The organism is Streptomyces sp. R11 (genome assembly GCF_041051905.1).
GTDB lineage: Bacteria > Actinomycetota > Actinomycetes > Streptomycetales > Streptomycetaceae > Streptomyces.
This window is the reverse complement of sequence record NZ_CP163432.1, coordinates 7094232-7110835: the sequence shown is the minus strand read 5'-3', so window position 1 is coordinate 7110835 and position 16604 is coordinate 7094232. Positions and strand designations below refer to the sequence as shown.

Genomic DNA, 16604 nt, shown 5'->3' with positions numbered 1-16604 from the left:
GCGGGCGCGCCCCCTCGCTGCCGGCCTCCGGGCCCTTCGCAGAGGCCTCCCGTCTCCTCCGCGACGGTGCCCGGAGGTCGGCTCTCACAGCCGGCTCCCTGTCTCCAGACGCTCCGTCGTCCGCATGAGCGAAAGAGTGAACGGATGCCGAGGCTCCGTCAGAATCCGTTGTACCGAGCCCTGTTCGACCAGTTCGCCCGCGTCCAGTACGGCGATGCGGTGAGCCAGCCGTGCGGTGTCCAGGTCGTGGGTGATGAGGACGAGGGACAGTCCGTCGCCCCCGCCCACCAGGCCCGCCAGGACGTCGAGGATGCCCCGCCGGGTGACCGTGTCCAGGCCGGAGGTGACCTCGTCGCAGATCAGCACCCGGGGGCGGGCGAGCAGGGCCCGGGCCAGAGCGGCACGCTGGAGCTCGCCGCCGGAGAGTTCGCCGGGGCGGCGACGGGCCAGGTTCTCCGGCAGGCCGAGGCGGTTCAGGGTGGCGGATGCCTCCTCCGTTGCCGTCCGTTCGTCGGAGCCCCGTAGCCGTATCGCCGTACGCGCCACCTGGTGCAGCACGGTCCGGTACTCGTCGAAGGCGGCGCGGGCGTCCTGGAAGACGTACTGCACCGCGGCGAGTTGGGCAGGGGTGCGGTGGCGCAGGCTGCGCGGGAGCGGCGTGCCGTCGAGCAGGACCTGCCCGTCCTGGTCCCGGTGCAGGCCCGCCACACACCGGGCGAGCGTGGTCTTGCCGCTGCCGGAACGGCCGACCACCGCGAGGCACTCGCCGGGGTGAAGGGCGAGGTGCGGGGCGCGCAGCACGACGGTCCTGCGGTCGTGTACGGCCGTCAAATCCCGTACTTCCAGGACGGGTTGCACCGCATCCGTGCCCGTTGCGACCTGCGGGTCCACACGCTGTCCGTCCAGCAGCCGGCGGGTCCACTCGTGCCGGGGTGCCGCCCACAGCCGCTCCGCCGGCCCCGACTCGACGACCCGGCCCGCACGCATGACGAGGACCTCGTCGGCGAGGGCACGCACCACGTCGAGGTCATGGCTGAGCAGGACGACCGCGATGCCCCGTGCCGCGACCGCCGCCAACTGCTCGACGATACGGCTCTTGGTCAACGCGTCCTGGCCGGTGGTGGGTTCGTCGGCGACGACGACGCGGGCGCCGAGCAGCAGAGCCTGGGCGAGGACGACGCGTTGCTGCTGGCCGCCGGAGAGCTGGTGCGGGTAGCGCGACAACAGCTCTCCCGCGTCCGGGAGTTGGGCGTCGGAGAGGGCTTGCAGCACCAGTGCCCGGGCCGCCTCGGGGCGTTCGGCGCGGGGCAGGTGACGGACCTGGGGGCGGGCGAGGTCGTCGAGTAGGGCGCTGACGCGGCGGGCGGGGTTGAGGACGGCGGCGGGGTGCTGGGGGACGTAACCCACCGGGCCGTCCCCGGGCCGCCGCACCTCACCCGTGACCAGGGCGCCGCGCGGGTACTCCCCCAGCAGCGCCAGGCCGGTCGTGGTCTTCCCGCTGCCCGAGGCGCCGACCAGGGCGGTCACCTTCCCGGTCAGCACGCGCAGGTGTACGCCGTCGACGATCGCGCGGCCGTCGATCTCGACGCGGAGGTCGCGGATCTCGGCGACCGCCGCGTGCTCTGCCCGACTCACCAGCGTGATCCCTTCTGCTCAGGTGCGGTCTTCTCCGGTACGGCCTTGGCCGGCGCGGTCTTCCTCATCGCGGTCTTCTCCAGCGCGGCGTCGAAGAGCAGATTGGTGCCCATCGTCAGCGCCACGATCAGCAGTGCGGGCACCACCACGGCCCAGGGCTGCACCAGCAGGCCGGTGCGGTTGCGGTCGACCATCACCGCCCAGTCGGCGGCGTCCGGCGCAACCCCGACACCCAGGAACGCGGCCGTCGACACCAGATACAGCACGCCGGTCAGGCGGATCCCGGCGTCGGCGGCGAGGGTGCGCAGCGCCGAACGGCCGACGTAGCCGACGGCGATCCGCCACCAGGTCTCCCCCTGCATGCGCAGTGCCTCGACAGCGGGGCGCGCGGCCGCCTCCCCCGCCGCCGCCCGCACGATCCGGGCCGCGTCGGGCACGTTCACCAGCGCCACGAGCAGCGCGAGCCCGGTCGCTCCCGGCGACAGCACGGAGGCCACGAGCAGGATCAGCAGCAGCGAGGGCACGGCGAGCAGCACGTCCAGCGGCCGCATCAGCAGTTCCTCCAGCCCTCGCAGGCGGGTGAGGGCGCTGATGAGCGCGACCGGGACGGCGACGAGGTAGGCGAGCGCGGTGGCGGCCAGGGCGGTGAGGACGACCGTACGGCCGCCCAGCAGGACCTGTCGCCAGACGTCACGGCCCACGAAGTCGGTGCCGAGCCAGTGGCCGTCGCCGAGGATGAAGGAGGTGGCGCGGGGGCCGGGGGCACCGGTGAACAGCGGTCCGAGCAGGGCGAGGAGGAGGGGGACGGTGACGACGGCCAGGCCGAACGCGAAGCGGCGACGGCGGCCGAGGGGCGTCGTCATGCGGCCACCCCCGCGCGCGGCGTGAGCCGATGGGCCACCAGGTCGGCACCGAGGTTGAGCACGACCGTGAGCACGCCGAACACCACGGCCAGCCCCTGCACCACGGGCACGTCCCGTTCGGCCACGGCATTGAGGAGGACCGTGCCCAGGCCCGGGATGACGAAGAGGGCCTCCACCACGATCACTCCGCACAGCAACCAGTCGACGGTGCGGGCGAGTTGCTGCACGGCCGGGGCGAGGGCGTTGGGCAGGGCGTGGGCGTAGCGGACTCGGGCGCCGGGGACACCGTAGCGGCGGGCGTGGACGGCGTAGGGGGAAGCGAGGGCGTCGACCATGCCGGCCCGGACCAGGCGGGACAGGGAGCACACCGGGCGGGACAGCAGGACCAGCACCGGCAGTACCAGCGCCGCCGGATGGGCGAGCAGGTCGGTGCCGTAGCCGACCGCCGTCGGCGGCAGCCAGGCCAGCTTGAGCGCGAGGACGGTCACCAGCAGGACCCCGAGGGCGAACTCGGGGACCGCGTACACGGCCAGTGTCACCGAGCTGACCAGCCGGTCGACGAGCCGTCCCTCGTGGCGGGCGGCGAGCACGCCGAAGCCGAGGCCGAGCGGGACGAGGAGCGTCAGCGTGAGCGCGGCCAGCAGCAGGGTCGGGCCGAAGCCGTCGGCGATGTACTGGGTGACCGGGCGGCCGGAGGTCAGGGACGTGCCGAGGTCGCCGTGCACCAGGCCCGTCGCCCAGTCGGCCAGCCGCTCGTACGCCGGCCGGTCGAGGTCCAGCGCCTCACGGATCGCGGCGATGCGTGCCGGGTCCGGCTGGTCGCCCGCCAGGGCGACGGCCGCGTCGCCCGGCAGTGCCTCGGTGAGCGCGAAGACCAGCAGCACGACGGCCAGGGTCTGCGCGACGCCGAGCAGCAGCCGCCGGGCGACGAAGGAGCGCAGTCCGCTCACGCGAGCCACACCTTGTCGAAGCGGGCCCAGTCGAGGGTGTTGGCGGGGGCCTTGGTCTCAACTCCCCGCACCGTGCGGGCGGTTCCGATGATCCAGTCGGCGAAGCCCCAGATGAGGAAGCCGCCCTCGGCGTACAGACGGCGCTGCATACGCTCGTACACGGCGGCCCGCTCGGCCTTGTCGCGGATGGACTGGGCCTGCTGGTAGAGGCCGTCGAAGTCCTTGTGCTGCCACTTGGTGGCGTTGGTGGTGGAGTCGGTGAGCAGCCGCTGGGAGATGTGGGACTCGATGGGCATGGCGCCGGAGCGGTAGCAGCACAGGGTGCCGCCGTCGAGGATGTCGCTCCAGTACGAGTCCTTGCTGCCCATCCTGACGTCGATCGTGACGCCCGCCTTCGCGGCCTGGTCGCGGAAGATGCCGGCCGCCTCGGTGAACCCGGCGGCGACCGCAGAGGTGTCCAGGGTGACCTTGAGCTTCTCGGCGCCGGCCTGCTTGAGCAGGGCGCGCGCCTTGTCGAGGTCCTGGGTGCGCTGCGGCAGATCGGCGGCGTAGTACTCGTATCCCTTGCCGAACAGGTCGTTGCCGATCTCGCCCGCGCCGGACAGCGCGCCGTCGACGAGTTCCTGGCGGTCGGCGATGAGGAAGAACGCCTCGCGGACCCGCTTGTCGTCGAAGGGTGCCCGGTCGGTCTTCATGCAGAACGCCTGCATGGCGCTGTTGCGCAGCCGCACGATCTCGATCTGGCCGCCGCTCTCGTGGGCGCGTGCGGTGGTCGGGTTGAGCTCGTGCGCGTACTCGACCTGGCCGCCGAGGAGCGCGTTGACGCGGGCGGACTCCTCGTTGGCGACGACGAACTCGATCTCGTCGAGGAGCGGGGCGCCGTCCCAGTGGCCGTCGTAGCGGCGGAACACGGCCGAGCGGCCCGGCGCGAAGGAGACAAACCGGAAGGGGCCCGATCCGATCGGCTTGTCGTCGAACTCGGTGGCGTTCTCGGGGACGATGTACGCGCCGAACGCGGCCAGTACGTTGGGGAATTCGGCGGTGGGGCGCTTGAGCACGAACTCGATGCTCCGCTCGCCGGTCGCCCGGCTGGCGTCGAGGTCGATGGGCTCCAGGGACGCCTTGGCGCGGAACGCCTGCTCGGGGTCGGCGATTCGGCGGTAGCTGTAGAGGACGTCCTTGGCCGTGACGGGGCTGCCGTCGTGGAAGGTGGCCTCGCGGAGGGTGATCTGCCAGCGGTCGAGGGTCTTGTTGGCCTCCCACTTCTCGGCGAGGCGGGGCTGCGCGGAGAGGTCGGCGCCGTAGTCGGCGAGCTTGTCGAAGAGGGCCTTGGATCGGGCCACGTCGGCGAAGAGGTTGCCCAGGTGCGGGTCGAGGGTCTCGCTCGCACCGCCCCCGGCGAACGCGGCACGCAGCCGGCCGCCGCGCTTGGGGCTGCCGGAGGCGCCTGCCGCCTTGTCGTCCGTGCCGCCTCCGCAGCCGACGAGGGCGAGGGCGGCGGCGCCTGAGGTGGCGGCGAGGAAGCCGCGGCGGCGCAGACCGGGGAAGCGTTCGTCGTACATCACTGTTCCTTCGTGTCCTTCGTGTCAGTTGGTGTGCAGACGCTCAGTTGGTGCGGCGACGGCGCGCGACGACATGCAGCCGGTCCGCGTCCGTGGCGGTGCCCGGCAACTGGCCGTCCTGCCAGGGCGGTTCGGTGCGCGGGCCTGGGCCATCGTGCAGTTCGAGCACGTCGAAGCCGTGCGCGGCGAGGAAGTGGCGCAGCTCGTGCGGGAACAGCAGTCGCCACGCGGAGTGCTGTTCGACGGGCGCCGCGTCGACGCCGCCCTCATCGGCGGTCCATACGCGGGTACGGCGCAGGAGTTGGTCCGTGCGGTCGACGGTCAGGGTGGTGGTCGACCGGTAGGCGACGCCCTGCCAGGTGAAGGCGTTGTCGGACGGGGTGTCCAGGAGGTCCGTGCGGCCCAGGAAGTACGCGCCGTTGCGCATCTCCGCGATCAGCAGGCCGCCCGGTGCGAGGGCGTGACGGCAGGAGGCGAGGAAGCCGTCGAGCTGGTCGTTGGTGTGGCAGTACAGCAGGGAGCTGTCCAGACACACGACCGCGTCGAAGGCAGCCCGGCCCAGGTCGAACCCGTGCAGGTCGGCCCGTACGTATGCCGGTCCCGGATGCCGGACCCGGGCGTACGCCAGCATCGCCTCGGAGAGATCGGCGCCGGTCACCGTACGACCGCCGGAGTGCAGGTGGGCGGCGTCCCGCCCGGTGCCACAGCCCATGTCGAGCACCCGCGGCCCGGCGCCGTGGCGACGGAGGCAGTCCTCGGCCCAGCGCCCTGCGTGCCGGTCGGGGTCGGGGAAGCGGGCCTCGTAGAGGGCGGGGTTGTCGGTGAGGAGGTTGCGGTGGCCGGCAGGGGTGGTGGGGGCGGGGACGCCCTTGTCGTGCGGATGGCTGCCGGGAACGGGGCCGGCCTGCCCGCCCGCATCGCGCCCGACGCAGTCACAGCCTTCGCCTGCTGCGGCGTCAGCCACCCGCGCGTCCGGACCGACCCGCTTGGAAGTGGCGTCCTGGCCGCCGCCTGTACGCTCTCGCCCCGCCGCGACGGCCACGCCAGGCTGCCGCCCGACCGGCTCAGAGAAGGCAGCGCCCTGCCCCCGGCCGTCCGTCCACTCACCGTCCCCGAGCCGCTCCACGTCTGCTCCCCCCGGCCCACGCCGCTCCGCATCAACTCCCCGCGCCGCACTCACGCCTTGCTCCTGTGTTCGTCGCGCACCGAAGCCGCCGCCGCGGGGCTCGCGGGCAGTGCCCCACGTCGCTGCAGCCAGGCCACCCCACCCGCCGAGGCCAGCCCGAAGAGCGCGCAGCACACCCATGGCAGCCAGGCACGGCCGCCGCTCTCCCCCGCGTCCATGGCCCAGCCGACGACGGCGTTGCCGACGGCCGCTGCGATGCCGGAGACGACGTAGAAGATCCCGAAGTACGTGCCGGTCAGCTCGGGGCGGCCGAAGCGCGGGATCAGTTCCATCACGAAGGGCGACGCGACCATGACGCCGAGGTAGAGCAGGAGCGCGCCGAGCAGCACGGGAATCACGTCGAGCCACCCGGCGGATCCGGTGCCCGCCACCAGGGCCGGCGGCAGGAAGGCCAGGCCCATCACCGCGAGGCCGACGGCTATCCAACCGGCCCTGCTGCCATGGGACTTGAGGCCCCGGGTGATTCTCAGCTGGAGCGCCAGGTTGGCCACCGTGCCGACGAGGAAGACGATGCCCGCCGCTCCGTCCCAGCCGGTGGCCTCGCGGGCCCCGTCGGGCAGCAGCAGGTAGAGCTGGTTCTCCAGGGTGAACATGCCGACCATGGCGAGGGCGAAGGCCAGGAAGGCCCGGTTGCCGAGGACCTCGCGCCAGTCCCCGAGGACACCGCTCCCGCTGGGCTCGACCTTGCGCGCCGGAAGGACGAGAGCCTGGGCGATCGTGAGCACCGCGAAGATCCCGGCGGCGGTCAGCGCGGACGTCCGGAAGTCGACAAGGAGCAGGGCGCTGCCCAGCAGCGGGCCTATCAACGCACCTGCCGTCGCGAAGACGTTGAACAGCGCGAACGCCTCCGCCTTCCGCTCCCCCGCCTCCTGCGCGAGATACGCCCGCACGGCCGGGTTGAACAGGGCCCCCGCGAGCCCGCTCAGCACGGACGCGGCGAGCAGCACCGGCAGCCCGTCCCCCAGCGCGAACAACGCGAACCCGACGGTCCGCAGGGCGCACCCGGCGATGATGACGCCCCGCGCCCCGAGCCGGTCCGCTGCCGAGCCGCCGATGATGAAAAGGCCCTGCTGGCTGAGGTTGCGCACGCCGAGCACGACACCGACGACGGCCGCCGACATGCCCAGGTTCTGGCCGAGGTGCGTGGCGAGGTACGGGATGAGGAGGTAAAAGCCGATGTTGACGCCGAGCTGGTTGACGAGGAGCAACTGCACGGCGAGCGGGAAGCGCCGCATCTCATGCCACGTCTTCATGTGCCGTCACCTCCTCGACTCCCAGCCCGGGACGGGTACTTGCGTGTACGAGGCCGTTCGCGCCGCCGATCCCGTGCCACGGGTCGTGGGCGAGCAGCAGATGCCCGTCGAGGTCGGTCCAGCGGGCGCGGTCGGCCAGGTGCACGGCGGGTGCCAGGCCGAGGGTGCTGGCGGTGAGGCAGCCGAGCATCAAGTCGGTCCCGCTGCCCTCGATCGCCTCGGCGATGCGCAGGGCCATGTGGACGCCCCCGCACTTGGCGAGCTTGACGTTGACGCCGTGGACGCGCCCGGCCAGGCGCCGGACGTCGGCCAGTGACACGGCGTCCTCGTCGGCGATGACGGGCAGCGGCGACTTCTCGGCGAGGGCTCCCAGCGCGTCCGGGTCGCCGGGCGCGAGGGGCTGCTCCACGGCCTCGACACCGAGGTCGGCGTAACGGGGCAGCAGGGCCGCCGCCTGTGCCGGACTCCAGGCGCCGTTGGGGTCGAGGAGCAGCCGGGCACGCGGAGCGGCGTCGCGGATGACCCGTACGCGTTCGATGTCGTCCTCGGGGTCGGAGGTGCCCGCCTTGACCTTGACGACCTGGAAGCCGCTCGCGGCCAGCCGGCGGGCCTCAGCGGCCGCGCGGATCGGCGAGGTGATGCCGATGGTGCGCGCGGTGGCCGCCACGGGAAGTGCCGCCGCACCGAGGAGGCGGTGCACGGGAAGGCCCGCGCGCTTGCCGACGAGGTCGAGGAGCGCGGATTCGACGGCTGCCGTCACGGCGGGAGGCACGGCCGCGACCGACGCCAACTCATCGTTCCGCAGGGCCTGTAGAGCACTCTCCGGGTCGGCGAAGCGCCGCACGTCCACAGCGGTCAGCAGCCGTACGAGTGTCTCGGCGTCGAGCCCGTAGTACACGCTGGTGACTGCCTCGCCGTGCCCGGTCACCCCCTCGTGCTCGACGCTCATCCACACGGCCTCGCGTGCGGACATGGTGGATCGGGAGATGCGCAACGGCTCGGTGAGTTCGAGGCGCACGGTGCGCAAGTGGACCTTCACGAAGTGCCTTTCGGAGCAGTGCCGTCCAGGGGAGGGAACGTCTTGAGCGGATCGGCCACCCGCGCGCACCGCACCCACCCGCTCGCCTCGGCGGCGTACGGGTGCGGTATCTCCACGGGCCGGGTGGCCGCGCCGGCGAGGTCGAGGCCGTGGGCGGCGATGAAGTCGTCGTCGTAGACGGTGCCGAGATAGCGGTGCGGCCCGTCGGGGAACACGGTGGCGACGACCGCCCCCGGGTGCACGCAGGCCGCCCAGGCGGCGACCCGGGCGACGGCGCCGGTGCTCCAGCCACCGCTGACGAAGCTGCCCCGGGCGAGCCGGCGGCAGCTGTCCACGGCCTCGGCGGGACCGATCCAATGGACCTCGTCGAAGGCGTCGTAGGCGACGTTGCGCGGGTGGATGCTGCTGCCGAGGCCGCGCATCAGGCGGGGCCGGGCGGGCTGGCCGAAGATCGTGGAACCGGTGGCGTCGACGCCGATGAGCCGCAGCCCGGGCCAGTGCCGGCGCAGCGGGCCGATGATGCCGGCGCTGTGGCCGCCCGTGCCGACGCTGCACACCAGGATGTCCAGGTGGTCGAGTTGGGCGGAGAGCTCCGCGGCCAAGGAGGCGTAACCAGCCGTGTTGTCGGGGTTGTTGTACTGGTCCGGCCAGTAGGCGCCGGGGAGTTCGGCGAGCAGTTCGCGCAGTCGGCCGAGCCGGGCCGCCTGCCAGCCGCCCTGTGGCGCGGGACGGTCGGCGATCTCCAGGCGGACGCCGTGTGCGCGCAGCAACTGCCGTATGGACGGCTCCAGTTCGCTGTCGCCGACCAGGACGACGGGATGGCCGAGCGCCTGCCCCGCGAAGGCGAGTCCGATGCCGAGCGTGCCGGAGGTGGACTCCACCACCGGGGCGCCGGGGCGCAGTTCGCCGCGCTCGCGCGCGCCGAGCAGCATCGACACGGCGGCTCGCGCCTTCATGCCGCCCGCCGCGAGCCCTTCGAGCTTGGCCCAGAATCCGGGGTGGGCGTGCGGCAGGTCGGTGCCGACCCGGACGACGGGCGTGCGGCCGAGCAGGGCGAGCAACTCGGGGCGGGCGGTGGGCCGTACGACGGTGGCGGTGGTGGGGGTCATCGCTCACCGCCGGGACAGCTGTGGCGGTCGACGAAGTCGGTGGACCTGTACCGATGGACGGTTCCGGGACCCCCGTCGAGCCAGAAGAACGGGTACGGTTCCGCGCACACCGCGCTCACGCCGTGCCCCAGGAAGCGGGGCAGCACCGCGCTGCCGGTCTGCGCGAACATCACCAGCTGCTTGCCGTGCCGCAGCGCGTGCTGCCGGAGCGGTTCGAAGGTGCCGTTGCCCAGGGTCATCCCGGACACCAGCAGCGCGTCGCAGCTCCCGGCCGCGGTGAGCGCGTCGGCGACGACCGGCTCGCCCCACTCCGTGGCGCCGCCCTTGAGGTCGCACGGGACATAGCCGAGGCCGCGCGAACGCAGCGCTGCCAACAAGGAGTTGACGACACCCACCACCAGCACCGTGCTCCCGGCCGGCAGGTCGAGCAGCTCGACCACGGCCCTGGCCCGCGCCGTGGACTTCTCCAGCGACGACCCGGCCGGCAGGGGGACCGGCCGCGCCCCGTGGTCCGGGGTGTGCGGGGTGATGTGCATCAGGTAGGCGTCGAGGGCGGCCACCCGCACGGCAGGCAGCGGATGATCGAGGAGCCGTGCCACGTCGGCACCGACGCAGTCGTCGAGCGCGCCGTCGGGCAGTTCGCCGGGCTCGACGGCGCATGACCCGACGGCCTCGGCGAGGCGGAGGCTGAGCACCTCGTTGCGGTAGCCGGTACCACGCCCGTCGTGCCGTACGGCCTGCCGGGTGGTGAATGCGACGGCGATCCGCTGCGTGCCGGGGTCGGGGCCCAGCGCGCCCGCGCGGACGTGGGCGACCAGGTCGTCGTACGTCCGGCTCAGCGCCGCCGGCGAGGCGTTGACGGCGGTCACCGGATCACCAGCCCCGCGCGCAGCCCGGCCAGCAGGCCTTCGACGCGGTCACGGGCGCCGGGACCGTCGGGGTCGCCGGCCATGACGTGGCCCAGGTACTCGTTGTTGCTGCCGGCCGCCTTGACCACCTTGCCGGGCTCGGCGAGCTGGACCTCCAACACCCCCGGCAGGTCGGTCAGTCGTTGTCCGTCGAGCGCCTCCAGCGTGCCCGTGCGCTCCGGGACGAGGAAGCCGATGGCGGCGCTGCGCAGCCCGGTGTCCGTGCGCCTGAGGTCGGGCCTGCGGCCGAGGGCGACGTCCACGAAGGCGGCGGAGAGGTCGATGCCGGTGACGTGGCGGACGAGTTCGGTGATGCGGTTGCCGGCGGGGCGGGGGTTGACCTCGACCACGCGCGGCCCGGCGGAGGTCAGCTTGATCTCGGTGTGCGCCACGACCCCGTCCGTCAGCCCGAGCGCCTTGAGCGCGCCGAGCGTGGTCTGCTCGGCGGCCTCGATGTCGGCGAGCGTCAGGGCGGCGGGGAACATGTGGCCGGTCTCGATGAAGGCGGGCGCTCCGCCGAGGCTCTTGTCGGTGACGCCGACCAGGTGCACGGCGCCCGCGTACGACACGGTCTCGACGCTCACCTCGGGGCCGTCGAGGAGCTCTTCGAGGAGGACGGCGGGGGTGCGCCGCTGGCCGCGGGCGTTGACCGGGAAGTCGGCCAAGGCCCTGACTGCGGCACCCAGTTGACCCTCGTCGTCCACGCGGCGCACGAACATGCCCGCGCACAGGTCGACCGGCTTGACGACCAGCGGGTAGCCGATCTCCTTCGCGGCCCGCGCGAGGTCGGCCCACTCCTCGTGCACGGCGAAGCGCGGTCCGGGCAGGCCCGCGTCGGCGAGGACACGGCGGGTGGCGTCCTTGCGGCAGGCGTTCTCCACCGCCTCGGGGCCGGGCCCGGGAAGACCCAGACGCCCGGCGATCCGCGCCACCGTCGGCAGGTAGTAGTCGCAGGAGGTGATCACCCCGTCGAAGCCCAGTACCGAGTGCAGCCGCTCCACCTCGGGCAGCAGGGCGTCGAGGTCATTGGTGTCGGTCGTGATCACGTTGCGCGCGCCGAGCAGCGGATGCGCCGCCCCCTCGGGCGCCGAGCGCAGGTAGTGATGCAGGTCACGGGTGAGGAAGGTGAACTCGTGCCCGCCTTCGCGGATCGCGCGTGGCAGCAGTCTGCTCATCGATCCGACCCAGCTCTCGACCACCAGCAGATGAGCCACAACTCCCCTTTTCATGACGTGGGTTCAGACGGCAGGGCAGCCCGGAGCACCCCTCGACGGGAGGGGTGCCGGACTTGACTGGCACACGCTATCGATAATCATTTTCATTTGCTACCCCGTTCTTACCTCGCTTCGGAGAATCGGAGAGACCTTGACCGCCCTGCCCCGCCCCACCGCCCTGCTGTGCGCCCTAGTGGCCGCGGCAGCCCTGCTCCCCACGGCCGGCCCCGCCCGGGCAACGGCCGCGACGGCCACCCTCGCCTTCGGTGCCTGCCCGGACTCCGTACCGACGCCGCCCGCACCCGACCGCGTGGAGTGCGGCCGCCTCACCGTCCCGCTCGACCGGAGGCACCCGTCCGGCCCGGGCATCGAGATCGCCGTCTCCCGCGTCCCCGCCTCCGGCACCCCCGCCGAGCGGCGCGGCATTCTGCTGGTGAACCCCGGCGGCCCGGGCGGCTCCGGGCTCCCCTACGCGGTGACCAAGCGCGCCAAACTCCCCGTGAGCGTGCGGCGTTCGTACGACGTCATCGGCTTCGACCCGCGCGGCGTGGGCCACAGCGCGCCGGCCGGCTGCGGCGCGATGGGCGGCCTGTTCGCCGCTCCCGGGACCGATCCGGTGCCGACGACCCCGCAGGCCGAGCGGTCGTACCTCACATCACTGCGGCATCTGGCCGACGACTGCGCGGCGGGCGCGGGCTCACGGGTGCTGCCGTACCTGTCCACCGAGCGGACGGCGTACGACATGGACGCGATCCGCGTCGCGCTGGGCGAGCCGCGGACGAGCTTCCTCGGTGTCTCGTACGGCACCTACCTGGGCGCGGCGTACGCGGCGCGCTTTCCGCACCGGGTAGGCCGCATGGTGCTGGACAGCGTGGTCGGGCCCTGGGACTGGTACGACTTCGACGTGATCCAGAGCCGGGCGATGCTGCGTGCCCGCGACACGTTCTTCGGCTGGACCGCCGCGCATGCCGAACGCTTCGGGCTGGGCGGCGACGCGGGCGCCGTACGGCGTTCGTATCTGCGCGTACGCCAGGGCCTGGCCGCGCGCCCGGTCGGCGGCTTCGGCGCGGCGGAGTTCGACCGCGCCGTCTACCGCGCCCTCGGCCGCACCGAACGCTGGACGGGTCTCGCCGACGGGCTGCACGGCTACCTGACGGACGGGAGCGTGGCCGGCCTGCGCCCCGCATCCGCCTTCGACAGCCCGCAGTCGCGCAACTACGAGGCGGCCAACCGGATCGTGAAGTGCGCGGACGGTCCGGGGCCGACGCCCCGTGAGGTCGTGGCGGACGTACGGCGCATACGACGTGCCGACCCGCAGCCGGTCCTGACCGGCATGGAGGCGTCGGCCTGCGCGTACTGGCACCACCGCCCCGCGCGGCGCACCCGACTGGGCAGTCCCGCCGCCCCTCCCGTCCTGCTGGTCGCCTCCGCGCACGACCCGGTGACCCCGATCGAGGGCGCCCGGCAACTGCGCGAACTGCTGCCCGGATCCCGGCTGGTGACGCTCGACGACGACTACTCGCACGGGGTGTTCGCCAGCCGGGGCAATGCCTGCGTGGACGGGGCGGTGGCGGGCTACCTCGTCGACGGGGAGGTGCCTGCGGCGGACGTGCGCTGCGCCGGGCCGGGACTGCCGGTCACGGCAGCGGCGACTCCGTCCAAATGATCTTCCCGTTGGGCGTGTACCTCGTCCCCCAGCGCTCGGTGAACTGGGCGACGAGGAACAGGCCGCGGCCGCCCTCGTCCGTGCTCCGGGCGCGGCGCAGGCGTGGTGAGGTGCCGCTGCCGTCGGAGACCTCGCAGACCAGGGCGCGGTCGCGGAGCAGGCGGAGCCGGACGGGGCCGGTGGCGTGGCGGATGGCGTTGGTGACCAGTTCGCTCGCGACCAGTTCGGTGGTGAACGCCAGGTCGCCGAGGCCCCAGGCGGCGAGCCGTTCGGTGACCACGGCCCGCGCGTGGGAGACGACCGCCGGATCACTGGGCAGGTCCCACTGGGCCACCCGGTCGGGGCCCAGCGTGTGCGTGCGGGCGACGAGCAGGGCCACGTCGTCGGCGGGGCGGGTCGGCAGCATGGCGTCCAGGACGGCCTCGCATGTCTCCTCCGGCGGGCGGCCGGCACTGGCCAGGACCGCGCGCAGCTTGTCCAGGCCGACGTCGATGTCGCGGTTGCGGTCCTCGATCAACCCGTCGGTGTAGAGCACGAGTTGGCTGCCCTCGGCCAGTTCGAAGTCGGCCGTCTCGAAGGGCAGGCCGCCCAGGCCCAGGGGCGGCCCCGACGGCAGGTCGACGAACTCGACCGTGCCGTCGGGGGCGACGACCGCGGGAAGGGGGTGCCCGGCGCGGGTGAGGGTGCAGCGCCGGGACACCGGATCGTAGACGGCGAAGAGGCAGGTGGCGCCGACGATGCCGGCGTCGGGGGTGCTCTCCGCCGCCCAGCCCTCGCCCCGGTCGAGCCGACCGACCAGGTCGTCGAGGTGGGTGAGGAGGTCGTCGGGCGACAGGTCCAGGGCGCAGAAGTTGTGAACGGCGGTGCGCAGCCGGCCCATCGTGGCGGCGGCGTGCAGACCGTGCCCGACGACGTCGCCCACCACGAGCGCGACGCGGGCGCCGGACAGCGGGATGACGTCGAACCAGTCGCCGCCGACGCCGGCCTGCGCGGGCAGATAGCGGTAGGCGACCTCGACGGCGCTCTGCTCGCAACGGCCGCGGGGCAGCAGGCTGCGCTGCAGGGCGAGTGCGGTGTTGTGCTCGCGGGTGTAGCGGCGGGCGTTGTCGATGGAGATCGCCGCGCGGGCGGCCAGCTCCTGGGCGAGGGACAGGTCGTCGTCCTCGAAGGAGGCGGGCTGCAGGGACCGGTAGAAGCTGACCACGCCGAGGGTCGTGCCGCGGGCCCGCAGCGGCACGGTGATCAGGGAGTGGATGCCCGCCGCGAGCACCGGTTCCAGCCGCGCCGGGTCCTGCGCGATCCAGCCGGCCGCTTCGGCCAGCACGGGTTCCAGCACGGACTGCCTGGTCTCCAGGGAGCGGGCCTGCGGCGTGGACGGCACGTACTCGACGGGGTCGCCGACGTCGTACAGGTTGTGGGGTTCCTTGCGTACGGCGCGGATGGCCACCCGGCGCAGCGCGGTCCGGCCGCCGAGCGCCTCCGGTTCCTCGCCGCGCAGCACCGAGTCGGGCAGGTCGACGGCGACGAAGTCCGCGAACCGGGGAACGGTCACCTCGGCGAGCTCCTCCGCGGTGCGCGTGACATCGAGGGTCGTGCCGATCCGCACGCTCGCGTCGTGCAACAACTCCAGCCGCCGCCGCGCCAACACCGCCAACCGCCCGACACCGGGCTCCCCGACGAGCAGCAGCCGGCCATCGGCGCCGTGACCGTCCGGCTCGGGCAGGGCGATGCGCGGGGCGCCTGTGCCGGTGTCGCCCTCGTCGGGAGTCGGCTGCGGGGCTGGTGCGGCGGGCGGGGGTACGACCGTACGCCGGGTGGTGGAGGGTACGGGCGCGGTCGCCGGGGCTGGTGCGGCCTGCACGGCGTGCTTGTGCGCACGGGGCGACGTGAGCGGCGGCGCCTCCGGAAACGCACCGGCCTGCTCGACCGGTGCCGGCGGCTCGGCCGATACGGCGGACGTGGCCGCGCGTGAGGAAATCGGCCCGTCCGCGGCCGGCGAACCCGGAGTTCGCACAGCAGGCGAACCCGGTCTCCGCGCGGACGGCCGGAGCGGGGCCCGGGCCGAAGGTGAGGGCGGACCCTGCGTCGCCGTCGGCCCCGGTGCCACCCGGCGTAGGCGGGGCCCGCCGAGGATGCGGGCCTCGACTGCGACGCCGGTCTCGCCGGACTCGCCCGTGAGCCGGCGGCGCAGCAGAGTGGCGGTTCGGCCGCTGGGGAGGGCGACTTCGGCGAGGGTGCGGTGGGGAGAGGCGATGAGTTCCTCGGCCTTTTCGCGCAGGACGGCCAGGTCGAGCCGGGACAGGGCGGCCCCGTCCTGGCCGGCGGCCACCGCGTCGGGTTGTTCGGGCCAGTTCTCGGGGCGGCCGTCGGCCCGCCGGTAGGCGGCGAAGAGCGCGCGCTCGCGCTGGGTGGCCTGCTCCAGCAGCCGCGCCTCGATACCCAGGGCGGCTTCACGCACCATCCGCACCATGGCCCGATCGCCCTGGTCGCGCAGACACGTGAGGTCGAGGACGGCCTCGATACGCCCGCTGAGCGGGTCACGCACCGGCGCGCCCGCGCAGGCGAAGGGTTGCAGACAGTCGGCGAAGTGCTCGCGGCCGGCGACGTAGACGGGACCGCGCTCAACCAGAGCGGTGCCGACGCCGTTGGTGCCCACGACCGGCTCCGAGGCGTCGAACCCGGGGGCGAACTGCACGGCGTCGAGGCGCTTGCTCAGCCCAGGATCACCACCGAGCCGCTGCACCATCCGCCCCTGCGCGTCACAGAGCGCGATCGCCATGCCCACGTCGGCGAGGGATTCGACCAGCCACTCCAGGACCGGGCCCGCCGCGTGCAGAAACCGGTCGTCCAGCGCCACGCCCGCCGTGTAGGGGACCAGCAGCCGATCCGGCTCGAGCCCCGCGGAGCGGCATCGTTTCCAGGAGTCGAGCACACAGTCCCTGACGTCCGACTCGACGAGGGAGCCGGCCAGGAAACGTTTGTGCGCATCGACGAGCCCGCCGATGTCGTCCCAGGCGACGGACAACCGGATCACTTCCTCACCCGGAACCACCCGGCCGCACACCGCCACTCGGCCTGCGGCTCGTGGGAGGCTTCCAGGCCATATCACCGTAGACCTGTGTGATGCCCATCACAACAGAACCCTTTCGGCACCCGGATCCGATGACCGGGGCGCCCCGGAACACCGTGGACCGGGCCCGCCGCAGCAGGAGCCAACCG

The 16604-nt window shown here is 73.3% G+C and carries 11 protein-coding genes and 1 pseudogene; 1 reads left to right on the top strand and 11 read right to left on the bottom strand.

Translation table 11 applies throughout. The features are described from left to right. Positions 1-84: 84 nt before the first annotated feature. The 10 genes and pseudogenes from AB5J55_RS32760 to AB5J55_RS32715 all read right to left on the bottom strand — a co-directional run bounded on the left by AB5J55_RS32760 (position 85) and on the right by AB5J55_RS32715 (position 11719). Positions 85-1635 (bottom strand): ABC transporter ATP-binding protein, encoded by a 1551-nt coding sequence (locus tag AB5J55_RS32760; RefSeq protein ID WP_369274062.1) that lies wholly within the window; start codon positions 1633-1635, stop codon positions 85-87. Continuing rightward, positions 1632-2498: an ABC transporter permease gene (locus tag AB5J55_RS32755; protein ID WP_369274061.1), complete on the bottom strand. Its 867-nt coding sequence runs from the start codon at positions 2496-2498 to the stop codon at positions 1632-1634. Before AB5J55_RS32755 ends, AB5J55_RS32760 begins: the two co-directional genes overlap by 4 nt. Then, positions 2495-3448 carry an ABC transporter permease gene (locus AB5J55_RS32750; protein ID WP_369274060.1) on the bottom strand — a complete coding sequence of 318 codons (954 nt, stop codon included), beginning with the start codon at positions 3446-3448 and terminating at the stop codon, positions 2495-2497. The genes AB5J55_RS32755 and AB5J55_RS32750 overlap by 4 nt, the downstream gene beginning before the upstream one ends. Beyond that, positions 3445-5010, bottom strand: a complete 1566-nt coding sequence (locus tag AB5J55_RS32745) for an ABC transporter substrate-binding protein (RefSeq protein ID WP_369274059.1) — start codon at positions 5008-5010, stop codon at positions 3445-3447. Before AB5J55_RS32745 ends, AB5J55_RS32750 begins: the two co-directional genes overlap by 4 nt. Positions 5011-5053: 43 nt before the next feature. After that, positions 5054-5842: pseudogene (locus AB5J55_RS32740) on the bottom strand (class I SAM-dependent methyltransferase); the annotation flags it as partial. 344 nt (positions 5843-6186) lie between these two features. After that, positions 6187-7449, bottom strand: a complete 1263-nt coding sequence (locus AB5J55_RS32735) for an MFS transporter (protein WP_369274058.1) — start codon at positions 7447-7449, stop codon at positions 6187-6189. Then, positions 7433-8488, bottom strand: a complete 1056-nt coding sequence (locus AB5J55_RS32730; protein WP_369274057.1) for a dipeptide epimerase — start codon at positions 8486-8488, stop codon at positions 7433-7435. Before AB5J55_RS32730 ends, AB5J55_RS32735 begins: the two co-directional genes overlap by 17 nt. Then, positions 8485-9597: a PLP-dependent cysteine synthase family protein gene (locus AB5J55_RS32725; RefSeq protein ID WP_369274056.1), complete on the bottom strand. Its 1113-nt coding sequence runs from the start codon at positions 9595-9597 to the stop codon at positions 8485-8487. Before AB5J55_RS32725 ends, AB5J55_RS32730 begins: the two co-directional genes overlap by 4 nt. After that, complete coding sequence (locus AB5J55_RS32720) at positions 9594-10466, bottom strand: DUF364 domain-containing protein (RefSeq protein ID WP_369274055.1); 873 nt, start codon at positions 10464-10466, stop codon at positions 9594-9596. Before AB5J55_RS32720 ends, AB5J55_RS32725 begins: the two co-directional genes overlap by 4 nt. Further along, the gene (locus AB5J55_RS32715; protein WP_369274054.1) at positions 10463-11719 is read right to left on the bottom strand and encodes an ATP-grasp domain-containing protein; all 1257 of its coding nucleotides are present in this window, start codon (positions 11717-11719) and stop codon (positions 10463-10465) included. The genes AB5J55_RS32720 and AB5J55_RS32715 overlap by 4 nt, the downstream gene beginning before the upstream one ends. Before the next feature lie 151 nt (positions 11720-11870). Between AB5J55_RS32715 and AB5J55_RS32710 the strand changes: the two genes are divergently transcribed. Further along, complete coding sequence (locus tag AB5J55_RS32710) at positions 11871-13385, top strand: alpha/beta hydrolase (RefSeq protein WP_369274053.1); 1515 nt, start codon at positions 11871-11873, stop codon at positions 13383-13385. On the opposite strand, the gene AB5J55_RS32705 is transcribed toward AB5J55_RS32710, so the two are convergent. Then, complete coding sequence (locus AB5J55_RS32705; protein ID WP_369274052.1) at positions 13357-16419, bottom strand: SpoIIE family protein phosphatase; 3063 nt, start codon at positions 16417-16419, stop codon at positions 13357-13359. The two genes, AB5J55_RS32710 and AB5J55_RS32705, sit on opposite strands and share 29 nt — an antisense overlap. Positions 16420-16604 lie beyond the last annotated feature (185 nt).